Annotated in this window: 19 protein-coding genes; 4 read left to right on the top strand and 15 right to left on the bottom strand. The window is 28.2% G+C overall.

The window, feature by feature from the left end:
* Positions 1-208: 208 nt before the first annotated feature.
* The 11 genes from nuoL to IPP08_08400 form a co-directional block, all read right to left on the bottom strand.
* Positions 209-2,638, bottom strand: coding sequence for an NADH-quinone oxidoreductase subunit L (gene nuoL, locus IPP08_08350; protein ID QQS65785.1), 2,430 nt, complete (start codon positions 2,636-2,638; stop codon positions 209-211).
* A gap of 112 nt (positions 2,639-2,750) precedes the next feature.
* Positions 2,751-3,077: an NADH-quinone oxidoreductase subunit NuoK gene (nuoK, locus tag IPP08_08355; protein ID QQS67856.1), complete on the bottom strand. Its 327-nt coding sequence runs from the start codon at positions 3,075-3,077 to the stop codon at positions 2,751-2,753.
* A gap of 25 nt (positions 3,078-3,102) precedes the next feature.
* On the bottom strand, positions 3,103-3,606 hold the full coding sequence (locus IPP08_08360) for an NADH-quinone oxidoreductase subunit J (protein ID QQS65786.1): 504 nt from the start codon (positions 3,604-3,606) through the stop codon (positions 3,103-3,105).
* A gap of 110 nt (positions 3,607-3,716) precedes the next feature.
* Positions 3,717-4,460, bottom strand: a complete 744-nt coding sequence (locus IPP08_08365) for an NADH-quinone oxidoreductase subunit I (protein ID QQS65787.1) — start codon at positions 4,458-4,460, stop codon at positions 3,717-3,719.
* An 80-nt stretch (positions 4,461-4,540) separates the two neighbouring features.
* Positions 4,541-5,722 carry an NADH-quinone oxidoreductase subunit H gene (locus IPP08_08370; GenBank protein QQS65788.1) on the bottom strand — a complete coding sequence of 394 codons (1,182 nt, stop codon included), beginning with the start codon at positions 5,720-5,722 and terminating at the stop codon, positions 4,541-4,543.
* A 584-nt stretch (positions 5,723-6,306) separates the two neighbouring features.
* Positions 6,307-7,515: an NADH-quinone oxidoreductase subunit D gene (locus IPP08_08375; protein ID QQS65789.1), complete on the bottom strand. Its 1,209-nt coding sequence runs from the start codon at positions 7,513-7,515 to the stop codon at positions 6,307-6,309.
* 92 nt (positions 7,516-7,607) lie between these two features.
* Positions 7,608-8,054: a hypothetical protein gene (locus IPP08_08380; GenBank protein ID QQS65790.1), complete on the bottom strand. Its 447-nt coding sequence runs from the start codon at positions 8,052-8,054 to the stop codon at positions 7,608-7,610.
* Positions 8,054-8,284: a hypothetical protein gene (locus tag IPP08_08385; GenBank protein QQS65791.1), complete on the bottom strand. Its 231-nt coding sequence runs from the start codon at positions 8,282-8,284 to the stop codon at positions 8,054-8,056. The genes IPP08_08380 and IPP08_08385 overlap by 1 nt, the downstream gene beginning before the upstream one ends.
* 35 nt (positions 8,285-8,319) lie before the next feature.
* Positions 8,320-8,856, bottom strand: coding sequence for an NADH-quinone oxidoreductase subunit C (locus tag IPP08_08390; protein ID QQS65792.1), 537 nt, complete (start codon positions 8,854-8,856; stop codon positions 8,320-8,322).
* A gap of 34 nt (positions 8,857-8,890) precedes the next feature.
* Positions 8,891-9,409 (bottom strand): NADH-quinone oxidoreductase subunit NuoB, encoded by a 519-nt coding sequence (gene nuoB / locus IPP08_08395; GenBank protein QQS65793.1) that lies wholly within the window; start codon positions 9,407-9,409, stop codon positions 8,891-8,893.
* Positions 9,410-9,513: 104 nt separating this feature from the next.
* Positions 9,514-9,978 (bottom strand): NADH-quinone oxidoreductase subunit A, encoded by a 465-nt coding sequence (locus tag IPP08_08400; GenBank protein QQS65794.1) that lies wholly within the window; start codon positions 9,976-9,978, stop codon positions 9,514-9,516.
* A 293-nt stretch (positions 9,979-10,271) separates the two neighbouring features.
* Here IPP08_08400 and IPP08_08405 point away from each other — a divergent pair, with 293 nt between their 5' ends.
* The gene (locus IPP08_08405; GenBank protein QQS65795.1) at positions 10,272-11,177 is read left to right on the top strand and encodes a tyrosine-type recombinase/integrase; all 906 of its coding nucleotides are present in this window, start codon (positions 10,272-10,274) and stop codon (positions 11,175-11,177) included.
* A gap of 99 nt (positions 11,178-11,276) precedes the next feature.
* Entirely contained in the window at positions 11,277-12,161 is an 885-nt protein-coding gene (locus IPP08_08410; protein QQS65796.1) for a hypothetical protein, read from the top strand.
* A gap of 2 nt (positions 12,162-12,163) precedes the next feature.
* Here the strand turns inward: IPP08_08410 and IPP08_08415 are convergent, their stop codons facing one another.
* Both IPP08_08415 and aroE read right to left on the bottom strand, forming a co-directional pair.
* Entirely contained in the window at positions 12,164-12,814 is a 651-nt protein-coding gene (locus tag IPP08_08415; GenBank protein ID QQS65797.1) for a RecX family transcriptional regulator, read from the bottom strand.
* Positions 12,815-12,928: 114 nt separating this feature from the next.
* The gene (gene aroE, locus IPP08_08420; GenBank protein QQS65798.1) at positions 12,929-13,690 is read right to left on the bottom strand and encodes a shikimate dehydrogenase; all 762 of its coding nucleotides are present in this window, start codon (positions 13,688-13,690) and stop codon (positions 12,929-12,931) included.
* A 305-nt stretch (positions 13,691-13,995) separates the two neighbouring features.
* Between aroE and IPP08_08425 the strand changes: the two genes are divergently transcribed.
* A complete protein-coding gene (locus tag IPP08_08425) occupies positions 13,996-14,481 on the top strand; it encodes a hypothetical protein (GenBank protein ID QQS65799.1) in 486 nt (161 codons plus the stop codon).
* A gap of 43 nt (positions 14,482-14,524) precedes the next feature.
* Positions 14,525-15,262 carry an LPS export ABC transporter ATP-binding protein gene (gene lptB / locus IPP08_08430; GenBank protein ID QQS67857.1) on the top strand — a complete coding sequence of 246 codons (738 nt, stop codon included), beginning with the start codon at positions 14,525-14,527 and terminating at the stop codon, positions 15,260-15,262.
* Positions 15,263-15,269: 7 nt separating this feature from the next.
* Here lptB and IPP08_08435 read toward each other — a convergent pair whose 3' ends face one another.
* Both IPP08_08435 and aroQ read right to left on the bottom strand, forming a co-directional pair.
* Entirely contained in the window at positions 15,270-15,944 is a 675-nt protein-coding gene (locus tag IPP08_08435) for a thiamine diphosphokinase (GenBank protein QQS65800.1), read from the bottom strand.
* Positions 15,945-15,946: 2 nt separating this feature from the next.
* Complete coding sequence (gene aroQ / locus IPP08_08440) at positions 15,947-16,387, bottom strand: type II 3-dehydroquinate dehydratase (GenBank protein ID QQS65801.1); 441 nt, start codon at positions 16,385-16,387, stop codon at positions 15,947-15,949.
* Between the last annotated feature and the right edge of the window lie 63 nt (positions 16,388-16,450).

Genomic DNA, 16,450 nt, shown 5'->3' on the forward strand with positions numbered 1-16,450 from the left:
TCAAAAACTTTTCACTAATAATTTATCTTATTTTTCACTTTTTCGTATTTACAAAAAACATAAAATCACTTTTTATAAAACCTTCTTCCATTAAATCATCTTCAGTGTTAAATAGCTTAGAGATCAATTCGCGTGTTTCATTATCATTTTCTTCTAAAAAATTATGAGCTATATCTAATTAATCGAATTCTAAGTTTAAAATTTCAAATTACCTAAACAAAAAGAATAATAAAATTACTCCCAGCAAAATATAAACCAAATATGTTTGGATTCTTCCAGTTTGAAATTGGCGCATAATCAAACCTAAGAATTGAGTTAATCCGCCAATAAAATTAACCAATCCATCTATAACATACTTATCAAACCCACCAATAGCAACTCCAACTCCACGGGTTACAGTTGCAACACCATTAACAATTCCATCAACAACATTTGTATCAAACCAAGCAAAAGCTTTCATTAACAATAAAGAAAATCCAACAGGAAATATCTTCTCATAAAAATTATCTTGATACCACCTATTATAAGAGAACGCTTGCAACCCTTTAGGAGCATCCCAACTTACTTGCTGACCAGTTGCATCTTTTTTACCATATTTAAAGAATGCAAATGCAATGCCACAACCCGCAACTAACAGAGATAACAAAGCAGGAATACTTGCAACGTGAGGAATACCAGTTGAATGAAGTTCATGTAATTTATGTTCAATAGCCTCTTGAAAAACTGCTAACTTACCAGATTCATTTTCGCCTTCTTTATTATGTGTTTCAATGGTATTATTTTCGGTACTTTTTGACTCTAAATCTTGTGAGATAAAATGTGGAGCACTAGAAGATGGTGTAACGTTTGTAGGAGTTTGAACCCAATTTTTCATAAACCAACCATCTCCAGGATTTAGTGGATTTGCACCATAAAACACCCATAATGATAATGAAGCTAAAATAATTAAAGGGGTTGTCATTACCTTTGGATTTTCTTTAATATGGTCATAAATATCTTGAGCTTTTGGTTTACCAAAAAATGTTAAAAATATCATTCTCCACATATAAAAAGCAGTAAGTCCAGCAACTCCATAACCTATAATAACAACATATTTAGCAACAGCACTTGAAGATAACGAGCCAAATGCCCAAGCTCCAGCTAATATCTCATCTTTTGACATATAACCACTAAACAAAGGAAGACCTGAAATTGCACAAGTTGCTAAAACACATGCAATAAAAGTTATTCTCATTTTACCTTTCAAACCACCCATATTTCTCATGTCTTGTGGATCGCGAGAATGGTCATGGAGATGATGAAGAGAGTGATGCATTGCATGAATAACGGAACCTGAACATAAAAACATACAAGCTTTAAACATTGCATGAGTTACAAGATGAAATATGGCAGCTTGATATGCACCAACTCCAAGAGCCATAACCATATAACCTAATTGGGATACTGTTGAAAAAGCTAATACTTTTTTCATATCCCATTGCGTAAGAGCAATAGTTGCAGCAATGAAAGCGGTTGTAGCTCCAATAAAAGCTACAAACAACATTGCATCGCCAGTTAATAGTGGAAATATTCTTGCAGTTAAGTAAACTCCAGCTGCAACCATAGTAGCTGCATGAATTAAGGCAGATACAGGAGTTGGTCCTTCCATTGCATCTGGTAACCAAATGTTTAAAGGAAATTGAGCTGATTTACCAATAGCCCCACAAAACAACAATATTCCAGCAGCAGTTAACCATGCTTCAGATCCGTAAGGTATCATTCCCTTTGCAATCATATCAAATACCTCGGTCATCTGTAAAGTACCTAACTGAGTGTAAAGAATCATTATACCAGCAAACATTCCAATATCTCCAACTCTATTAGTGATAAACGCTTTTTTGTTAGCATATTGAGGACCGGATCTTTCATACCAAAAGCCAATCAAAAGATAAGAACTAACACCTACTAACTCCCAAAAGATATAAATCATCAATATGTTATTGGCTAGTACTATACCTAACATAGAAAAAGTAAAAATACCTAAATAAGCATAAAACCTATTGAATCTACCAGCATGCATACCAGGTTCTCTCATATATTCACTTGAGAATAAATGGACTAAGAATGATATAAGAGTTACAACAACTAGCATAATTGCTGCAAGATTATCAGCTAAAATTCCTAAATCAACTTTATATGAAACTGGTGTAGAATTTTTAATTTTTTCAGATAAACCATTATTCGCACCATCATTAAAATTTAACCAATTCCAAGTAACTTGAGCTTTTGGATAATAATTTGGTTTTCCTTCAGGTAATGGTGTTGATAATGTCAAGTATGCCACATACAAAGACAAAGCTAAACAAATACCCATTATACCTGTAGATATCCAAGTTAACTTATAGGCTCTTGTTTGATCTGATTGAGTCCAAGGTCCACGAATTTCAGGTACAGTTAAACGTAATTCACCATGATGTTCATCAGTTGAATGTTCAGAATGAGCATGATGCTCACCTTCATTATGTCCAGCATGATGCGTATCGTGAGGGTCAATAATATAATCTGAAGGTTTCTTCATTTTACCTAAAATGAGTTGTAAAATAAAACCCACAAAAGGAAGAATAAGAATTATAAGAGAGATATTTAAAACAGAATTCATAATTTATTTAATTATGTTGATATAAAAACCAACAAAATAATGATGAAATTTTTACTAACTGATAAGCAATAAATTGAGAATTAAAAAGAGCTAAATGTTGATTATTATAAGTTTAATCTCGTAACATATCAATATCTTCAACATTAATATTTGAAAATTGTTTGTAAATATTCAAAACTATTGCTAAAGCTATTGCTGCTTCACAAGCAGCTAAAACCATTACAAAAACTGTTGCAACTTGACCGGTCATCATAATTGGTGAATCAACTGGACTAAATCTTGAAAAAGCAACAAAATTAATATTTGCAGAATTTAAAATAAGTTCAATACCCATAAGTAACATAACTGCATTTTTACGTGTGGTTACACAAAATATACCAACAGAAAATAGAATAGCTCCAATAGAAAGAAAATGTGGTAGTCCCAAAATATTAGTAATTTGAAAAAGTTTTGAGTATTAAAATTTACTTGTCACTTCTAGCAATCATAGCAGCACCAACTAATGCAATTAGCATAGCAATAGAAACACCTAAGAAAATTGGTAAAAAATCTTTAAGATACATTGCACCTAAAATACTTGTAGTGTTCATACCTGCTGGAATTTGTTTAACAGTAGCTTTAGTCCAAACAGGATTTGACCAAATAATTGCTAACAACATACCTCCAATAGCGCTTGAGGCAATGCTCCCTGGCAATAGCTTACCTGTTGAAGGTTTATCTTCTCCAAGTTTATCTATATTAGAAGTTAACATCATTCCAAATAGAAAAAGAATAAGTATTCCACCTACATAAACCAAAAGCTGTGAAACACCAACAAAATCTGCCCCTAGCATAACAAATAACCCAGCAACTCCAAAAAGAGTTGCAACAAGTGCAAAAGCAGCATGTGCTATGCTTTTAGCAAAGGCAACAAATAAGCTACTCCCAACAGTAATAATAGCAAATACTATGAATATAAAATCGTACATAATTCTTAAATATGGTTCAATTTTCAATTAGAGAAAAACAAAACGAAATTCCTTACCTTTAAAATAAATTAGTTTTTAAAATAATAAAAATCAAAGTAAAATTTTGGGATTTAAACCCCTTTGGCTTTTTTAAGAGCTTCAATTTTAGCTTTCATTTCAGCAATTTTTCTTGCTTTTTCATCTTCTAAATTATTGACACTTGGAGCTTGATCTACTATACCAGTTTTAGCTTTAGCTGCAGCTATTTTAGCTTGCATTTCAGCAATCTTTTTATCTTTTTCAGAATCACCTGTTGAAACTGGAGCTGTTGGAACTGTTGATATTGCTGACTCAGCTGGCTTTACTCCAGATTTTGCAGCTGCAACAAGTGCATCAGCATTGTTCGATAAAGCAATTTTCTTTTGTACTTCCTCTGGAGTTAAAGTAATATAATTATAGATTAAATTATTCCTTTCTTCTTCAGCAAATTCATAAACATTAGTCATAACTATACATTCTGTAGGGCATGGAAATGTACATAAACCACAATAACAACATTTAGCTATATCAATATCAAATTTTGTTACCCACAATGATTTTTTCTTACCATTTGAAGTTGTTCCAGGGTTATCACCAGATGTAGATTTTGCAGTTTCAATTGTAATACAATTTACTGGGCATGCTCTAGAACATTGGTCACAACCGATACAATCATCCATATTTACATACAATCTATTACGAGAATGTTGAGGTAGTTCTATTCTTGCATGTGGGTACTGAACAGTTATAGGTTTTTTCCAAATGTAGGGAATGGTTATTTTCATACCAATTAAGGTAGTTTTTACACCCTGCCATATATCTGAAAGTATACTCATCTATCTATAAATTTATGTTTAAAAATCTTAATTAATTTATTTATTTATTTACTATTTCGATTTAAAAAAAATCGACATAACTATTTAACTAAACTTTCAACAGAAGAAATTTTAGGTAATAATTTTGGATTAGGAGCAACATATGTAATCCAAATTCCTACTATTACAACCATTACAAATCCAATAGGTAAAAACATTTTCCAACATAAATGCATTAATTGATCTACTCTTAACCTTGGTAGAGTCCATCTCAAAAGAATTTGCAGCATAACTAAAGCTATTCCTTTGGAAACAAACCAAAACAAACCTTCAACACCTATTGCAACATTATTATTCATTCCCATATATTGAACAATAAATTTAGGAAATGGTGAAAGCCATCCACCTAAAAACAAGGTAACAGAAACAGCACAAACAACAAACATATTTGCATATTCAGCTAAATAAAATATTGCATATTTCATTGCTGTATATTCAGTATTGTATCCTGCAACAAGCTCAGATTCAGCTTCTGGTAAATCAAAAGGAACTCGATTTGTTTCTGCTAAACCACAGATATAAACAATAATTGCAGCCAAAAAAAACATTGGGATTAAAATAACACTCCACCAAGTTCCTGGAGTAGAAACCACCATTCCAGTTATTGGGGAAATAATACTTATTGCCTTTGGACCTCCAAATAAATACCAATTCCAAAATCCACCAGTTTGTTGAACTATAATATCTTGCATTGACAAAGTTCCGGCGAACATAACCAAGGCTAAAATTACAAATCCACCAGGAATTTCATAACTAATAATTTGAGCCACAGATCTAACACCACCAATCATTGTATATTTATTGTTAGAAGCCCATCCTGCCATGAAAATTCCAATAACTACAATTGAAGATACTGCTATCAAATAATAAATACCAACATTTAAATCTGCACCAATATAAAACGGACTAAAAGGAACAACGGCAAAAGAAGCGAACGAACCCATAAAAACTAAAAATGGGCTAATTTGAAAAAGCCATTTATCAGCTTTTAATGGTCTTATTGATTCTTTTTGAATGAGCTTAATAATATCAGCTAACGGCTGAAGCAAACCTTTTAAACCCACTTCCATTGGTCCTACTCTATGCTGCATCCATGCTGAAACTTTCATTTCAGCAATAATTGCAAATACAGCAAAAAGAAGAATAAAAACTAATGGGAGAGAAGCAACAACAATATAAGGTATTGCACTTTTACCAAGTATATTTACTAAAAAATCTTGCACAGTTTTTTATAGTTATCAGTTTTCAGTTTTTTTACAGTTACCAGTTATCAGTTTTATACAGTTATCAGTTTTTCGAAAATTACTGTATTTGTTTGTACTTGTTTGTCAGTTTTTCTTATCATCTAAATTAAACATTATTATCACAGCACCATATTCAGCATATAAATAATTTCACAATTTCATCATCAGAATTTGTTTGTTAGCTTTTATCTATTTACAAGATACCATAATTGCAATGGCTTAGTTAACACACCTTTTGAATAACCATTATCATTTTCTAATAATATGTAATAGTCTCCTTTATCAAAATTAGTGAAGAAAAACTTGTTTTATAATTGGTGTTATAATCCTATCTTGGTTAAAAACCACATTTATCAATACAAATAAAACTACAACTAATTTTATGATAAAAACATTAGAATTAACCTGAAACTGCTTCCTACAATAATTAATGGATTTCATATTTTCTAAAAAATTAAATATGTTTCTTTAGTTCATCTACCCTCTGTTCTTAATAATTTATGCTATTTTTTAAACAAGAATCTAGCTCAATTTATAAATTAATAATTAACTGCTAACTGTAATTATCTATCAACCTCACCCATTACAAAATCAAAAGAACCCATAATTGCAATTAAATCTGCTATATAATGACCTCGTGTAACATCAGCTAATATACTTAAGTTTACAAAGCAAGGTGGACGAACTTTAACTCTATAGGGATTTATATTTCCATCAGAAATAATATAATAACCTAACTCTCCTTTTGAAGTTTCTGTTCTTGAATATATCTCTCCAACAGGTGGTTTTATTCGCTTTGGAACATCTTTTTGAACATCTCCATGTAGTATAGAAGGTGTTTTTCTACAATCTCTAACTGCTTGTTCAACAATTTTTATTGATTCTTCAATTTCCCTTACTCTAACCCAATATCTGTTAAAACAATCCCCAACTTTAGATCCATCATTATTATTCCCAATTGGAATTTCAAAATCGAATCTATCATAAATTGAATATTTATCATCTCTTCTTATATCCCATTTCATTCCAGAAGCCCTAAGCATTGGTCCTGTTATTCCATAGTTAATAGCAACATCTAAAGGCATAACTCCAATTCCTTTAGTTCTTGTATGAAAAATTTTATTACCTGTAAGGAGTTCACTAACTTCATATAAAGTTCTTTTCAATTGTATAAGAAAAGAATCTATATCTTCTAGAAAAGTTGGATAAACATCATAACTTAAGCCACCAATCCAGATATAATTATAAAGTAACCTAGCTCCACATAACTTCTCGAAGATATTAAGTATAATTTCTCGATCTCGGAAGCAATAAAGGAAAGGTGTAAATGCTCCAACATCTAAACCATAAGTACCAATTCCTCCAACTAAATGTGCAGCTATTCTATTTAACTCACAAACGATTACACGAATATATTCTACTTTTTCACTAACCTTTATATCAAGCATTTGTTCTAATGCTAATGAATATCCCCAATCATTATTCATAGCTCCTAAGTAATCCATTCTGTCACAATATGGTATAACTTGTGGGTAGGTCATTGATTCACAATGTTTTTCAAAACAGCGATGTAAATAACCTAAATAGGGAATAACATCTACAACCAATTCACCATCAATAACCATCTCAACTCTAAATACTCCATGTGTAGATGGGTGCTGAGGACCCATATTAACAACCATCTCCTCAGTGCGTAAGGTTCTTTCGCCTCTAAGTTCTTTAATCTGATGGTCAACTCCAGTAACTAATAAGTTGTCTGTTATCTCAGGCATAAAATTTTTATAATTCTCAATTTATATTTAATTAAATAAATCCAAAATATACCACTTACAAATTTTAATTTTTTTTTTGCAAATAGATTTGCTTATTTAAAACTAGATTCTTTACCCAATAATTTTCTTAATAATCCAATTTGACCTATATGATATGATTCATGTTGAAAAAGAAAAATTACAGTTTTTAATTGCTTTTCATCAAGTTCACTATTTTTCAAACCAGTTGTTATAGCCTCATGAGTTGATTTAAACAAATCTAATAATTCTTCAAATCTTAAAAAATTACTGTTTAAATTAAAAAAAGTACCTCTATCGTAAACATCTTGTAAACTACTAATATCAAAATTACTATTCCCTAAATTATTGTTTAATAATTGAAATCTAGTGAGAACAATATGACCTAGAATCCAGTTAACTGTACTAATATATTGAATTTCAATTATAGATTCTTCATGAATTATCCCATCAACATTCTTTAACAACATTACTTCATTTACTTTCGGTAAATATGAAACAATATCAATTAAGGAAGTCATTAATTTTTAATAGATATTTTTTTTACAAAATACCTATAAGCCCCAATTGATGCTATGCTTGCAAAAAAAGCAACAATAGAAGCTACCAACAAATAAGTTGAAGTACCATCTTTATCATTATTGATCATTAAAAAATAGAATCCTAAAAATGCAGATCCTGCTAAAGCATTAAATCCAGCTATTACTAAAAATCCAGATACAGCAGATTTATTTTTATTACTTGAGAACAAATTAATATTATTTAAATTATTTTATACAAACAAACCTAATAAGGTATTTTCATGCCATTATAATACTCTGGAGTTTCATAGTCTTTTCTTAGAGGAAAACCAACCCAATCATCTGGTAATAAAATCCTTCTTAAATCTGGGTGCTCTTCAAATATAATTCCATACATATCATATCCTTCTCTTTCATGCCAATCTGTTGATCTCCATATTCTAGAAACTGAAGCAATTTTTGGATCATCTATTGGAATGTAAACTCTTAATGCACATTTATGGATTGTTTCCCATCCATTTTTAGTTTCTTGTAAAGAAGATAAATGATAAACAACACCAAGTTGATTATTATATTCCTGACTTTTCATTTTTCTAAAATCAACACATGAAAGTAAATTACAAGTATTCATTTTATATTTTTCATCATCTCTTAAATATAAACAGACATCTCTAATCCATTCCCTATTAACAATAATAAATGGGGTTCCTGTAGTTGGGGGTTCAATTCTAATTTCACCAATCATATCAGAGAATTTTGATTGTAAATCAGAATATATTTGTTCAATGGAATATGGATTCATTTCTTGTAATTGAAAAGAAAAATTAAAATTTGAATTATGAAATAAATTCTTTTTGTTTTACAGATAAACTTTGATTTCGAACTTTATCTCTTAGCCTTAGAAGACCTTCAAGCAATGCTTCAGGTCTTGGTGGACAACCTGGAACATAAACATCAACTGGAATAATTCTATCAACACCTTTTAGAACATGATATCCATGTTCCCAATAAGGACCACCACAATTTGAACAACTCCCCATTGAAATTACGTATCTTGGCTCAGGCATTTGTTCATACAATCGCTTGACTCTAGTAGCCATTTTAAGAGTAACAGTTCCAGAAATTATTATAACATCACTATGCCTTGGGCTTGGTCTTGGGATTACTCCAAAGCGCATCATATCGAAGTCTGAAGCATTTGCAGCCATAAATTCTATTGCACAACAAGCCAATCCAAAACCCATCTGCCAAATTGAATTAAGTCTACCCCAATTTAGCAATGTTTCAACAGATGTAAGAACAATATTTCCTTGATCGAAGGACTCAACACTATCTAATTTATTTAATAAACCCATATTAAGAAAATTATAAATTTAGGAGTTATTATGATTTACCTTCTTTATTATAAGAAAGTACATTTTAAGAGAGAATCTTAAATTAAACTTTGTACATTAATTCACTAAGCCTCAACCTTTTCAGTAACTGGAATTGATGTAGTAGTTGAAGGTCTAAATCGAGGTTTATCTTTTATTAATAATGAATCTAAATCTGGTGCAGGTGGTTTTGGAACTATCCAATCCAAATCTCCCTTTTTCCACAAATAAATGTAACCAACAAGCAAGATAAATATAAATCCCATATCTAACCATAGTGCAGTAGGACCTAACTCACGGAAAACTGTTGCCCAAGGAAAAAGTAGAACAAATTCAAGATCGAATAGTAGGAATGCAAGAGCAATTACGTAGAATCGCAAATTGAATTTTATATGTGATGGTCCTTCAGCATCTTCACCACATTCATAAATCATCATCTTTTCACGCGTTGGTCTTTTTGGTCGAATAAAGAAATTTGCGATGAGACCACCAGCAACAAATATAGCACCTAAAATAAAAAATACAAAAATTTTCCCAAATTCGGTTAGCATGTTTTATAATAAAGATTTAAGTAACTAATGATTTTAAAGAGAGATATTATGAGAAATAACACCTACAAATATGCGTAAAATTTTCATTTTAGAAAAACTTTAATTTATTCTAAAACCTTATTTATAAGTTATACCAATAATATTTAAATTTTGAATTAAAAATTATCAAAACCTATCAAAGAAAATTGCTTAGTTTTATATAAATTTAACAAGTTTGTTTGATCACTAAAATTAAATTTTTTAATTAATTAAATCTAAGAACCATTTTATAAAATTGTTTACTACTTTACAATATGAATAATTCAATGATTGATATTAAAGAAAATTTTATAAAACATTTACTTAATCAAAGATTATACTCTAAAAGAACAGGAGAGATTTATTCTGATTCTCTAAATAGGTTCTATTTACATTTACAAATAGTTTTAAATTCAGATGATTTTCAATATACTGATATTACATTTCAGGAAGTTAGAAGTTTTGTTATAGGAATGCATAAGTCAGGATTAGCTCGTGCTACTATAATGCAGCATTTATCTGCAGTTAAGTCATTCTTTAAATATGTTCAGTCCCAAGGACTTATTTTAAATAATCCAGCAAAACTTATAAAATCACCCAAACAAGCAAAAAAACTTCCAACTTTTTTAACTAAAGAACAAATATTAGAAATTGTAAACAAACCAAATTTATATTCAAAGAACGGACTAAGAGACACAACAATTATAGAACTACTATATTCAACAGGAATTCGAAGAGGTGAATTATGTGGAATAAAATTAAACAATATCAATTTAAAAGAAAATACTATAAAAGTTTTAGGAAAAGGTAATAAAGAAAGGATTGTTGTATTTGGTAGTTATGCTAAAGATAAGTTAATTAAATATATTGAGTTCAGAAATGATAATTATCCAACAAATACTAAATTTCTTTTTCTTAATAATAAAGGAAATCCTGTTAATGGAAAATTAGTTTATGATATTGTAAAAAAGTATATAACTGGTACTAGTGAAGATAAAAAGAAAAGCCCTCATGTTTTAAGACATTCTTTTGCAACTCATTTATTAGATTCAGGTGCTGGTATTGCTGAGATTGGGGAATTGCTTGGTCATAGTAAATTATCTACAACTCAAATATATACTCATTTAACAATTGAAAAATTAAAAGAATCATATAATCAAGCTCATCCAAGAAGTGACTGATAATTAATATTGGTATTCTAATATTTACAAACATTTTTTAAACATTTAAATCCTACAACCTACATGAAAAAGCCTAATCTTTTCATATTAATTTTCATTTTGATACTCAACTTTTCTTGCAAACCAACTGTTCAACCTAATGAACCCTATGTTGAGGTTTTGTGTAGTGATGATATAGAAACTGATGATCAAGTTTTAAATATTCTACACTCATTAAATCCAGATTTTAAAAATTTGTACTTTTCAAAAACCGTTAGTAATGAAGTTAAAAATGTATGTAAAGATATAGTTTTACCTACTTGGATAAAATTAGATTTCGATGGAAATAGATATTGTGATTTTATCTGTAGAGTTAATGATGGTTTATCTTCATATAAGATAGTAATTATGCAACCTTCAAACAAAAAATTTGAATATGTAAATCTTAGAAGATCTTTTAGAGTAGATTCTCCATGCTTTCTATTAAGACACATTTCAGATAGAATGGGCATTATCTTTAATACACTAGATCAAGAAAAGACTAAAAATGATTCCAATATATTTTGGATTCAAGACACTTTAGTTTACTCTCACAAATTTTTTATTGAAAGAAAATTGACAGCAATCAATTATTCAATAAAAAAAATTATTTATAAAAGAACTGGTTGTTTTGGTGCTTGCCCAATTTATGAATTAGAATTTAATGATGATTTAAAATTAAATTATAATGGAATTAGATTTAATAAAAAAGATGGGAAGTATTTAACAACAGTTACTGATAGTACTTTTGATAATTTAACAGGGATTTTAAACGAAATTGATTTTACAAAACTTAAGGAGAATTATTTTGTAAATGTAACAGATATGGAAAGTGGGATATTAGAAGTTTATTATGGTGATAATAAAGTTAAAATTATAAACGATTATGCTCTTCAAGGTACTTATGGCTTAATTGCTTTACATAAAATTATGGATGAAATATCTCAAAGAACAGATTGGAAATAATTTTAATTTATAACTAATTTTTCGATTACCTTTTTAATTATATCCCAAGAAAATCCCCTACTTAATAGAAAATTTGATAAAGAGTTTTTTATTTTGTAGGGTTCTTTATGTCTAATGTATTTTATTTTTCTTTCAGCAATTTCAAATGCAATTGAAATTTCAGTATCTAAGTCTAATTCATCTAAGATTTTTTTTGAAACATCTTTATCAATTCCTTTTTTATATAATTCAAATAATAATTTATTTTTCCCAATTTTTCTAATATTCATTTTACTATTTATAAATGCTTTAGTAAAAATTTCATCATCTATAAATTTATATTCAATTAAAAATTTAGTTACATCATTGATAGCAGTTTCTGAAAAATCATTTTGAATTAGTTTTTGTTTCATTTCTAATTGTGACCTTAATCTTGTTTGTATATATCTTAAGCTTACCGTTTTTGCTCTATGAAGTTCATCTGCTCTTAATACATCTGAAATTAATTTATCATCAAGTTTTTCATTCTTATATAATTGATATTTTTGCCTTACTTCATCAGATACTGCAAACAAGAATTCATTATCACAAAAAACAGACCATCTGTTATTCTTTTTAGTTTTTAAAACATTACTAATTAACTTGCTTTCATTTTTACTTTTATTAATATCCATATTTTAGAGATTTCATTTAAATTGAATTTGCCAATCTTGTTCAATATTGTTTATGAATTTTTCAATAATTATGCTCATAACTTGAATAAAAAATTTCTTATAAAAAATAGGAATTTAAACTACTTCTGTCCATAATTGAAATGATTTATATGCTTGAAAGTATAGCATATCTAATCCATTTTTAATTTTACAACCTAATTTACTTGCATGAATTAAAATATCAGTTTGATCTGGAAAATAATTTAAATCATATAAAAATTTTACTTTAATCAATTCTGTATCAGTAATATTTAATTCTTTAAAATTGTATTTTCCTAAAGGAGTAGCATTTATTAACAAATCAGTTGCAAAATGATTATCAAATGAAACAATTTTAAAATCAAATTCTTTAAAAATTAACTTTAGTTTTTTTGCTTTTACAATATCACTTGAAAAAACATAAATATTTTTTTTGCAATTATATTTTGAAAGTGCCTTGAGAACTGCTCTTGCAGCTCCACCTGAACCAATAATTCCAACAGAATCATAATTTTTGTATTCATTTTCATCTATTGATTTATGGAAACCATAAACATCAGTATTGTATCCAATTAATCTCCCATTTTCTTTTACAATTGTATTTACACTCCCAACACTTTCAGCTTCAATATTAATAGAATCGAGATATTTAATTATTTCAATTTTATAAGGAGAAGTAACATTTGCACCAATAAACTCCTTACTTCTTAGTTGATCAGTAACTTCTTTCAACTGATTAACATTAACTTCAAATAGTTTATAAACATAATCTAACTTATGTTCATTAATAAGTTTATTTTGAATAAGTGGTGATAACGAATGTTGTATATTTTCTCCTATTAAAACTATTGTTTGCATATTCAATCTACATTAATTATTCTTTAAAAATACAATTCTGAATCAATCTAATTTCTAAATAAATTCATTATCATAAATTGAAAATTTAATAAAGAAGTTATTAATTTGATAAAACAATTTTTAAATTAATAAAATTTATATCGTATTGAAATTAGTTGAAATAAATTTATTTAATTTAATTTGATAAAGATAATTTTAGTCTTAACTTTATTTGAATTTAAAATTATTATGTTATTCAGATTGAGTTTTCTAATATTTATTTTTATTTTAAATTTATTTAATAGGTTGATTTATTTTAGAGAACAATGAAAAATATTTTGTTTTTAGATGATGATTTAAAAAGAACTGAAGAGTTTTTGAATAACTTTTCAAATTCAAATAATGTTATAACTACTGTTGAAAATGCAGAAGAATGTATTAATAAATTAAAGGATTTTAAATTTGATTTTATAAGTTTAGATCATGATTTGGGTGGTGAAATTTTTGTTGATTCTAGCAGAAAAGATACAGGAATGGAAGTTGTTAGGTTTTTAAATTCAAATAAAACAAATCAAGGATTAATTATAGTGCATTCATATAATCCAGTTGCATCAGCAGGGATGTTTATTGAGTTAAATTCTAATGGATATGAAGCATTTCAAATTAAATTTGGAAGTTCTGAATATTTCGATAAAGTATCAAAAATTCTTGATGGAAAAATAATTAGGTATAAATCTAATAAAACTTATTTTAAAAAAAGTACATTTTCAGATAAGTTAAAAAAATATATAAAATTTATTGTAAAAGGTTGATTAATATATTTACTAAATAAAAGCATTAATGAATGATATGAAAATTGAGTTACGAGCTGATAATTTGTACAAATCATATAAAAAAAGAGATGTTGTAAAAGATGTATCAATTAAAATTGAACAAGGAGAAGTTGTAGGTTTGTTGGGTCCTAATGGAGCTGGTAAAACTACAACCTTCTATATGATAGTTGGAATAATAAGGCCTAGCAAAGGAGAGGTTTATTTAGGTGAAGAAAGGATTGATAATATAGCCATGTATAGAAGAGCCAGAAGAGGTATTGGATATTTACCACAGGAGCCATCTGTGTTTAGGAAACTTACAGTTGAAGATAACATCCTCGCTGCCTTAGAAATTTGTGGTTACCCTAGAAATAAGCGAAAAGAAAGAATAGAGCAATTACTAGAAGAATTTTCAATAACTCACATAAGAAAACAATTAGGTTATATGTTATCTGGGGGTGAAAGGAGAAGAACTGAAATTGCTAGAACATTAGCAACAAACCCAAAATTTATTCTTTTGGATGAGCCATTTGCTGGTATTGACCCACTTGCAGTTGAAGAAATTATGAATGTTATAATCAGATTAAAAAATCAAGGAATTGGAATTTTAATAACAGATCATAATGTTCACGAAACTTTAACTATAACAGATAGATCGTATATACTAATTGAAGGTTCGATATTTTTAGGTGGAACTGCACAGGAAATATCTGAGAATGAAGGGGTTAGAAAAAGATATTTAGGTGAGAATTTTACTCTAGAAAGGTATATAAAAGATTAACAATTTTTTATTTGAAAATATAAACTGCTAAACAACCATAACTAACATCTATTTGAATTCTTTTATTTAGATTATAATTAGATGCACCTTCTCTTTTACCAATTTCTAATAGTTCATTCTTTAAATTCCATCTCAATCCCTTTGTAGTAACTTTTGCCTTTGAAAGTGGTATAAGTGAAATTCTTTTTCCTACTATCATTTCTCTAACTAATACATTTTGATTTTTTGAATTTAATATAACTACATCATAATTGTTTTCTATTATTTCAAATTTTAAAGAGCTTGAATACTTTGAAATAATTGAAAAATTATTTAATGTATGGTCTGAATCACCACCACTCACTCCAAACAAAGTAATCATTTTATAATTTCTTTTTTTCAGCCAATTTAATGTCTTTTCAAAATCATTGGTAAAATTAGATTTAAATTTTACAAGAATAATTTTCTTTTCAATTAACTTACTTTCATTTCCAACAATAGAATCTAAATCACCAATTACATATTTTGGAATTAAATTTTTTTTCAACAATTTTATAATTCCTGAGTCAGCAGCAACAAACTCATGAGATAGATTAATATGAATCTCTATACATTTCTTACTTGGCAAATTGCCCCCTAAAACTAAAACAGCTGAATTATTGTAAATATTATTAATACTTGAATCAAAACTAACACTTGTCATTTCTAATCATTTTCATTTCTTGTTAAACAAAGAGCTGCTAAAACATATCCAAACCAACCAAACCCTTCTATACGACCTTTACATACCTTTCCTATAACAGAAGAATGTCTAAATATCTCTCTTGATAAAGTATTTGTTAAATGAATTTCAATTACAGGAATATTAATCGAAGAAATAGCATCAGCAATTGCTATAGAATAATGAGAATATGCTCCTGCATTTAATATTATTCCAGTAGCTTCCCTTTCGAATTTGGCTGAGTGTAATAAATTTATAATTTCTCCTTCTGAATTTGTTTGCCAAAATTGCAATTCAACTTCAATATCTGATAATGCTTCAACAACTTTTCGTTCAATTTCTTTTAACGTACTTTTTCCATATATCTCAGGTTCTCTAACACCTAATAAATTTAAATTAGGTCCGTTAATAATTTCAATTTTCATAAAATAAATATTTTTTAAACAAACTTAAGAATTGAATTTAAAGTAATAAATATATTTAAAATA

The sequence above is a fragment of the Chlorobiota bacterium genome (assembly GCA_016700335.1).
Classification (GTDB): domain Bacteria; phylum Bacteroidota; class Ignavibacteria; order OLB7; family OLB7.

Excerpts from the sequence above, each read along its gene's own strand:
- aroQ (QQS65801.1), bottom strand. The coding sequence starts at position 16,387 with ATGAAAATTGAAATTATTAACGGACCTAATTTAAATTTATTAGGTGTT.
- IPP08_08365 (QQS65787.1), bottom strand. The coding sequence starts at position 4,460 with ATGAGTATACTTTCAGATATATGGCAGGGTGTAAAAACTACCTTAATT.
- IPP08_08390 (QQS65792.1), bottom strand. The coding sequence starts at position 8,856 with ATGAATCCATATTCCATTGAACAAATATATTCTGATTTACAATCAAAA.
- aroE (QQS65798.1), bottom strand. The coding sequence starts at position 13,690 with ATGCAAACAATAGTTTTAATAGGAGAAAATATACAACATTCGTTATCA.
- nuoB (QQS65793.1), bottom strand. The coding sequence starts at position 9,409 with ATGGGTTTATTAAATAAATTAGATAGTGTTGAGTCCTTCGATCAAGGA.
- IPP08_08415 (QQS65797.1), bottom strand. The coding sequence starts at position 12,814 with ATGGATATTAATAAAAGTAAAAATGAAAGCAAGTTAATTAGTAATGTT.
- IPP08_08375 (QQS65789.1), bottom strand. The coding sequence starts at position 7,515 with ATGCCTGAGATAACAGACAACTTATTAGTTACTGGAGTTGACCATCAG.
- IPP08_08435 (QQS65800.1), bottom strand. The coding sequence starts at position 15,944 with ATGACAAGTGTTAGTTTTGATTCAAGTATTAATAATATTTACAATAAT.
- IPP08_08380 (QQS65790.1), bottom strand. The coding sequence starts at position 8,054 with ATGACTTCCTTAATTGATATTGTTTCATATTTACCGAAAGTAAATGAA.
- IPP08_08360 (QQS65786.1), bottom strand. The coding sequence starts at position 3,606 with ATGTACGATTTTATATTCATAGTATTTGCTATTATTACTGTTGGGAGT.
- nuoL (QQS65785.1), bottom strand. The coding sequence starts at position 2,638 with ATGAATTCTGTTTTAAATATCTCTCTTATAATTCTTATTCTTCCTTTT.
- IPP08_08405 (QQS65795.1), top strand. The coding sequence starts at position 10,272 with ATGAATAATTCAATGATTGATATTAAAGAAAATTTTATAAAACATTTA.
- IPP08_08400 (QQS65794.1), bottom strand. The coding sequence starts at position 9,978 with ATGCTAACCGAATTTGGGAAAATTTTTGTATTTTTTATTTTAGGTGCT.
- IPP08_08425 (QQS65799.1), top strand. The coding sequence starts at position 13,996 with ATGAAAAATATTTTGTTTTTAGATGATGATTTAAAAAGAACTGAAGAG.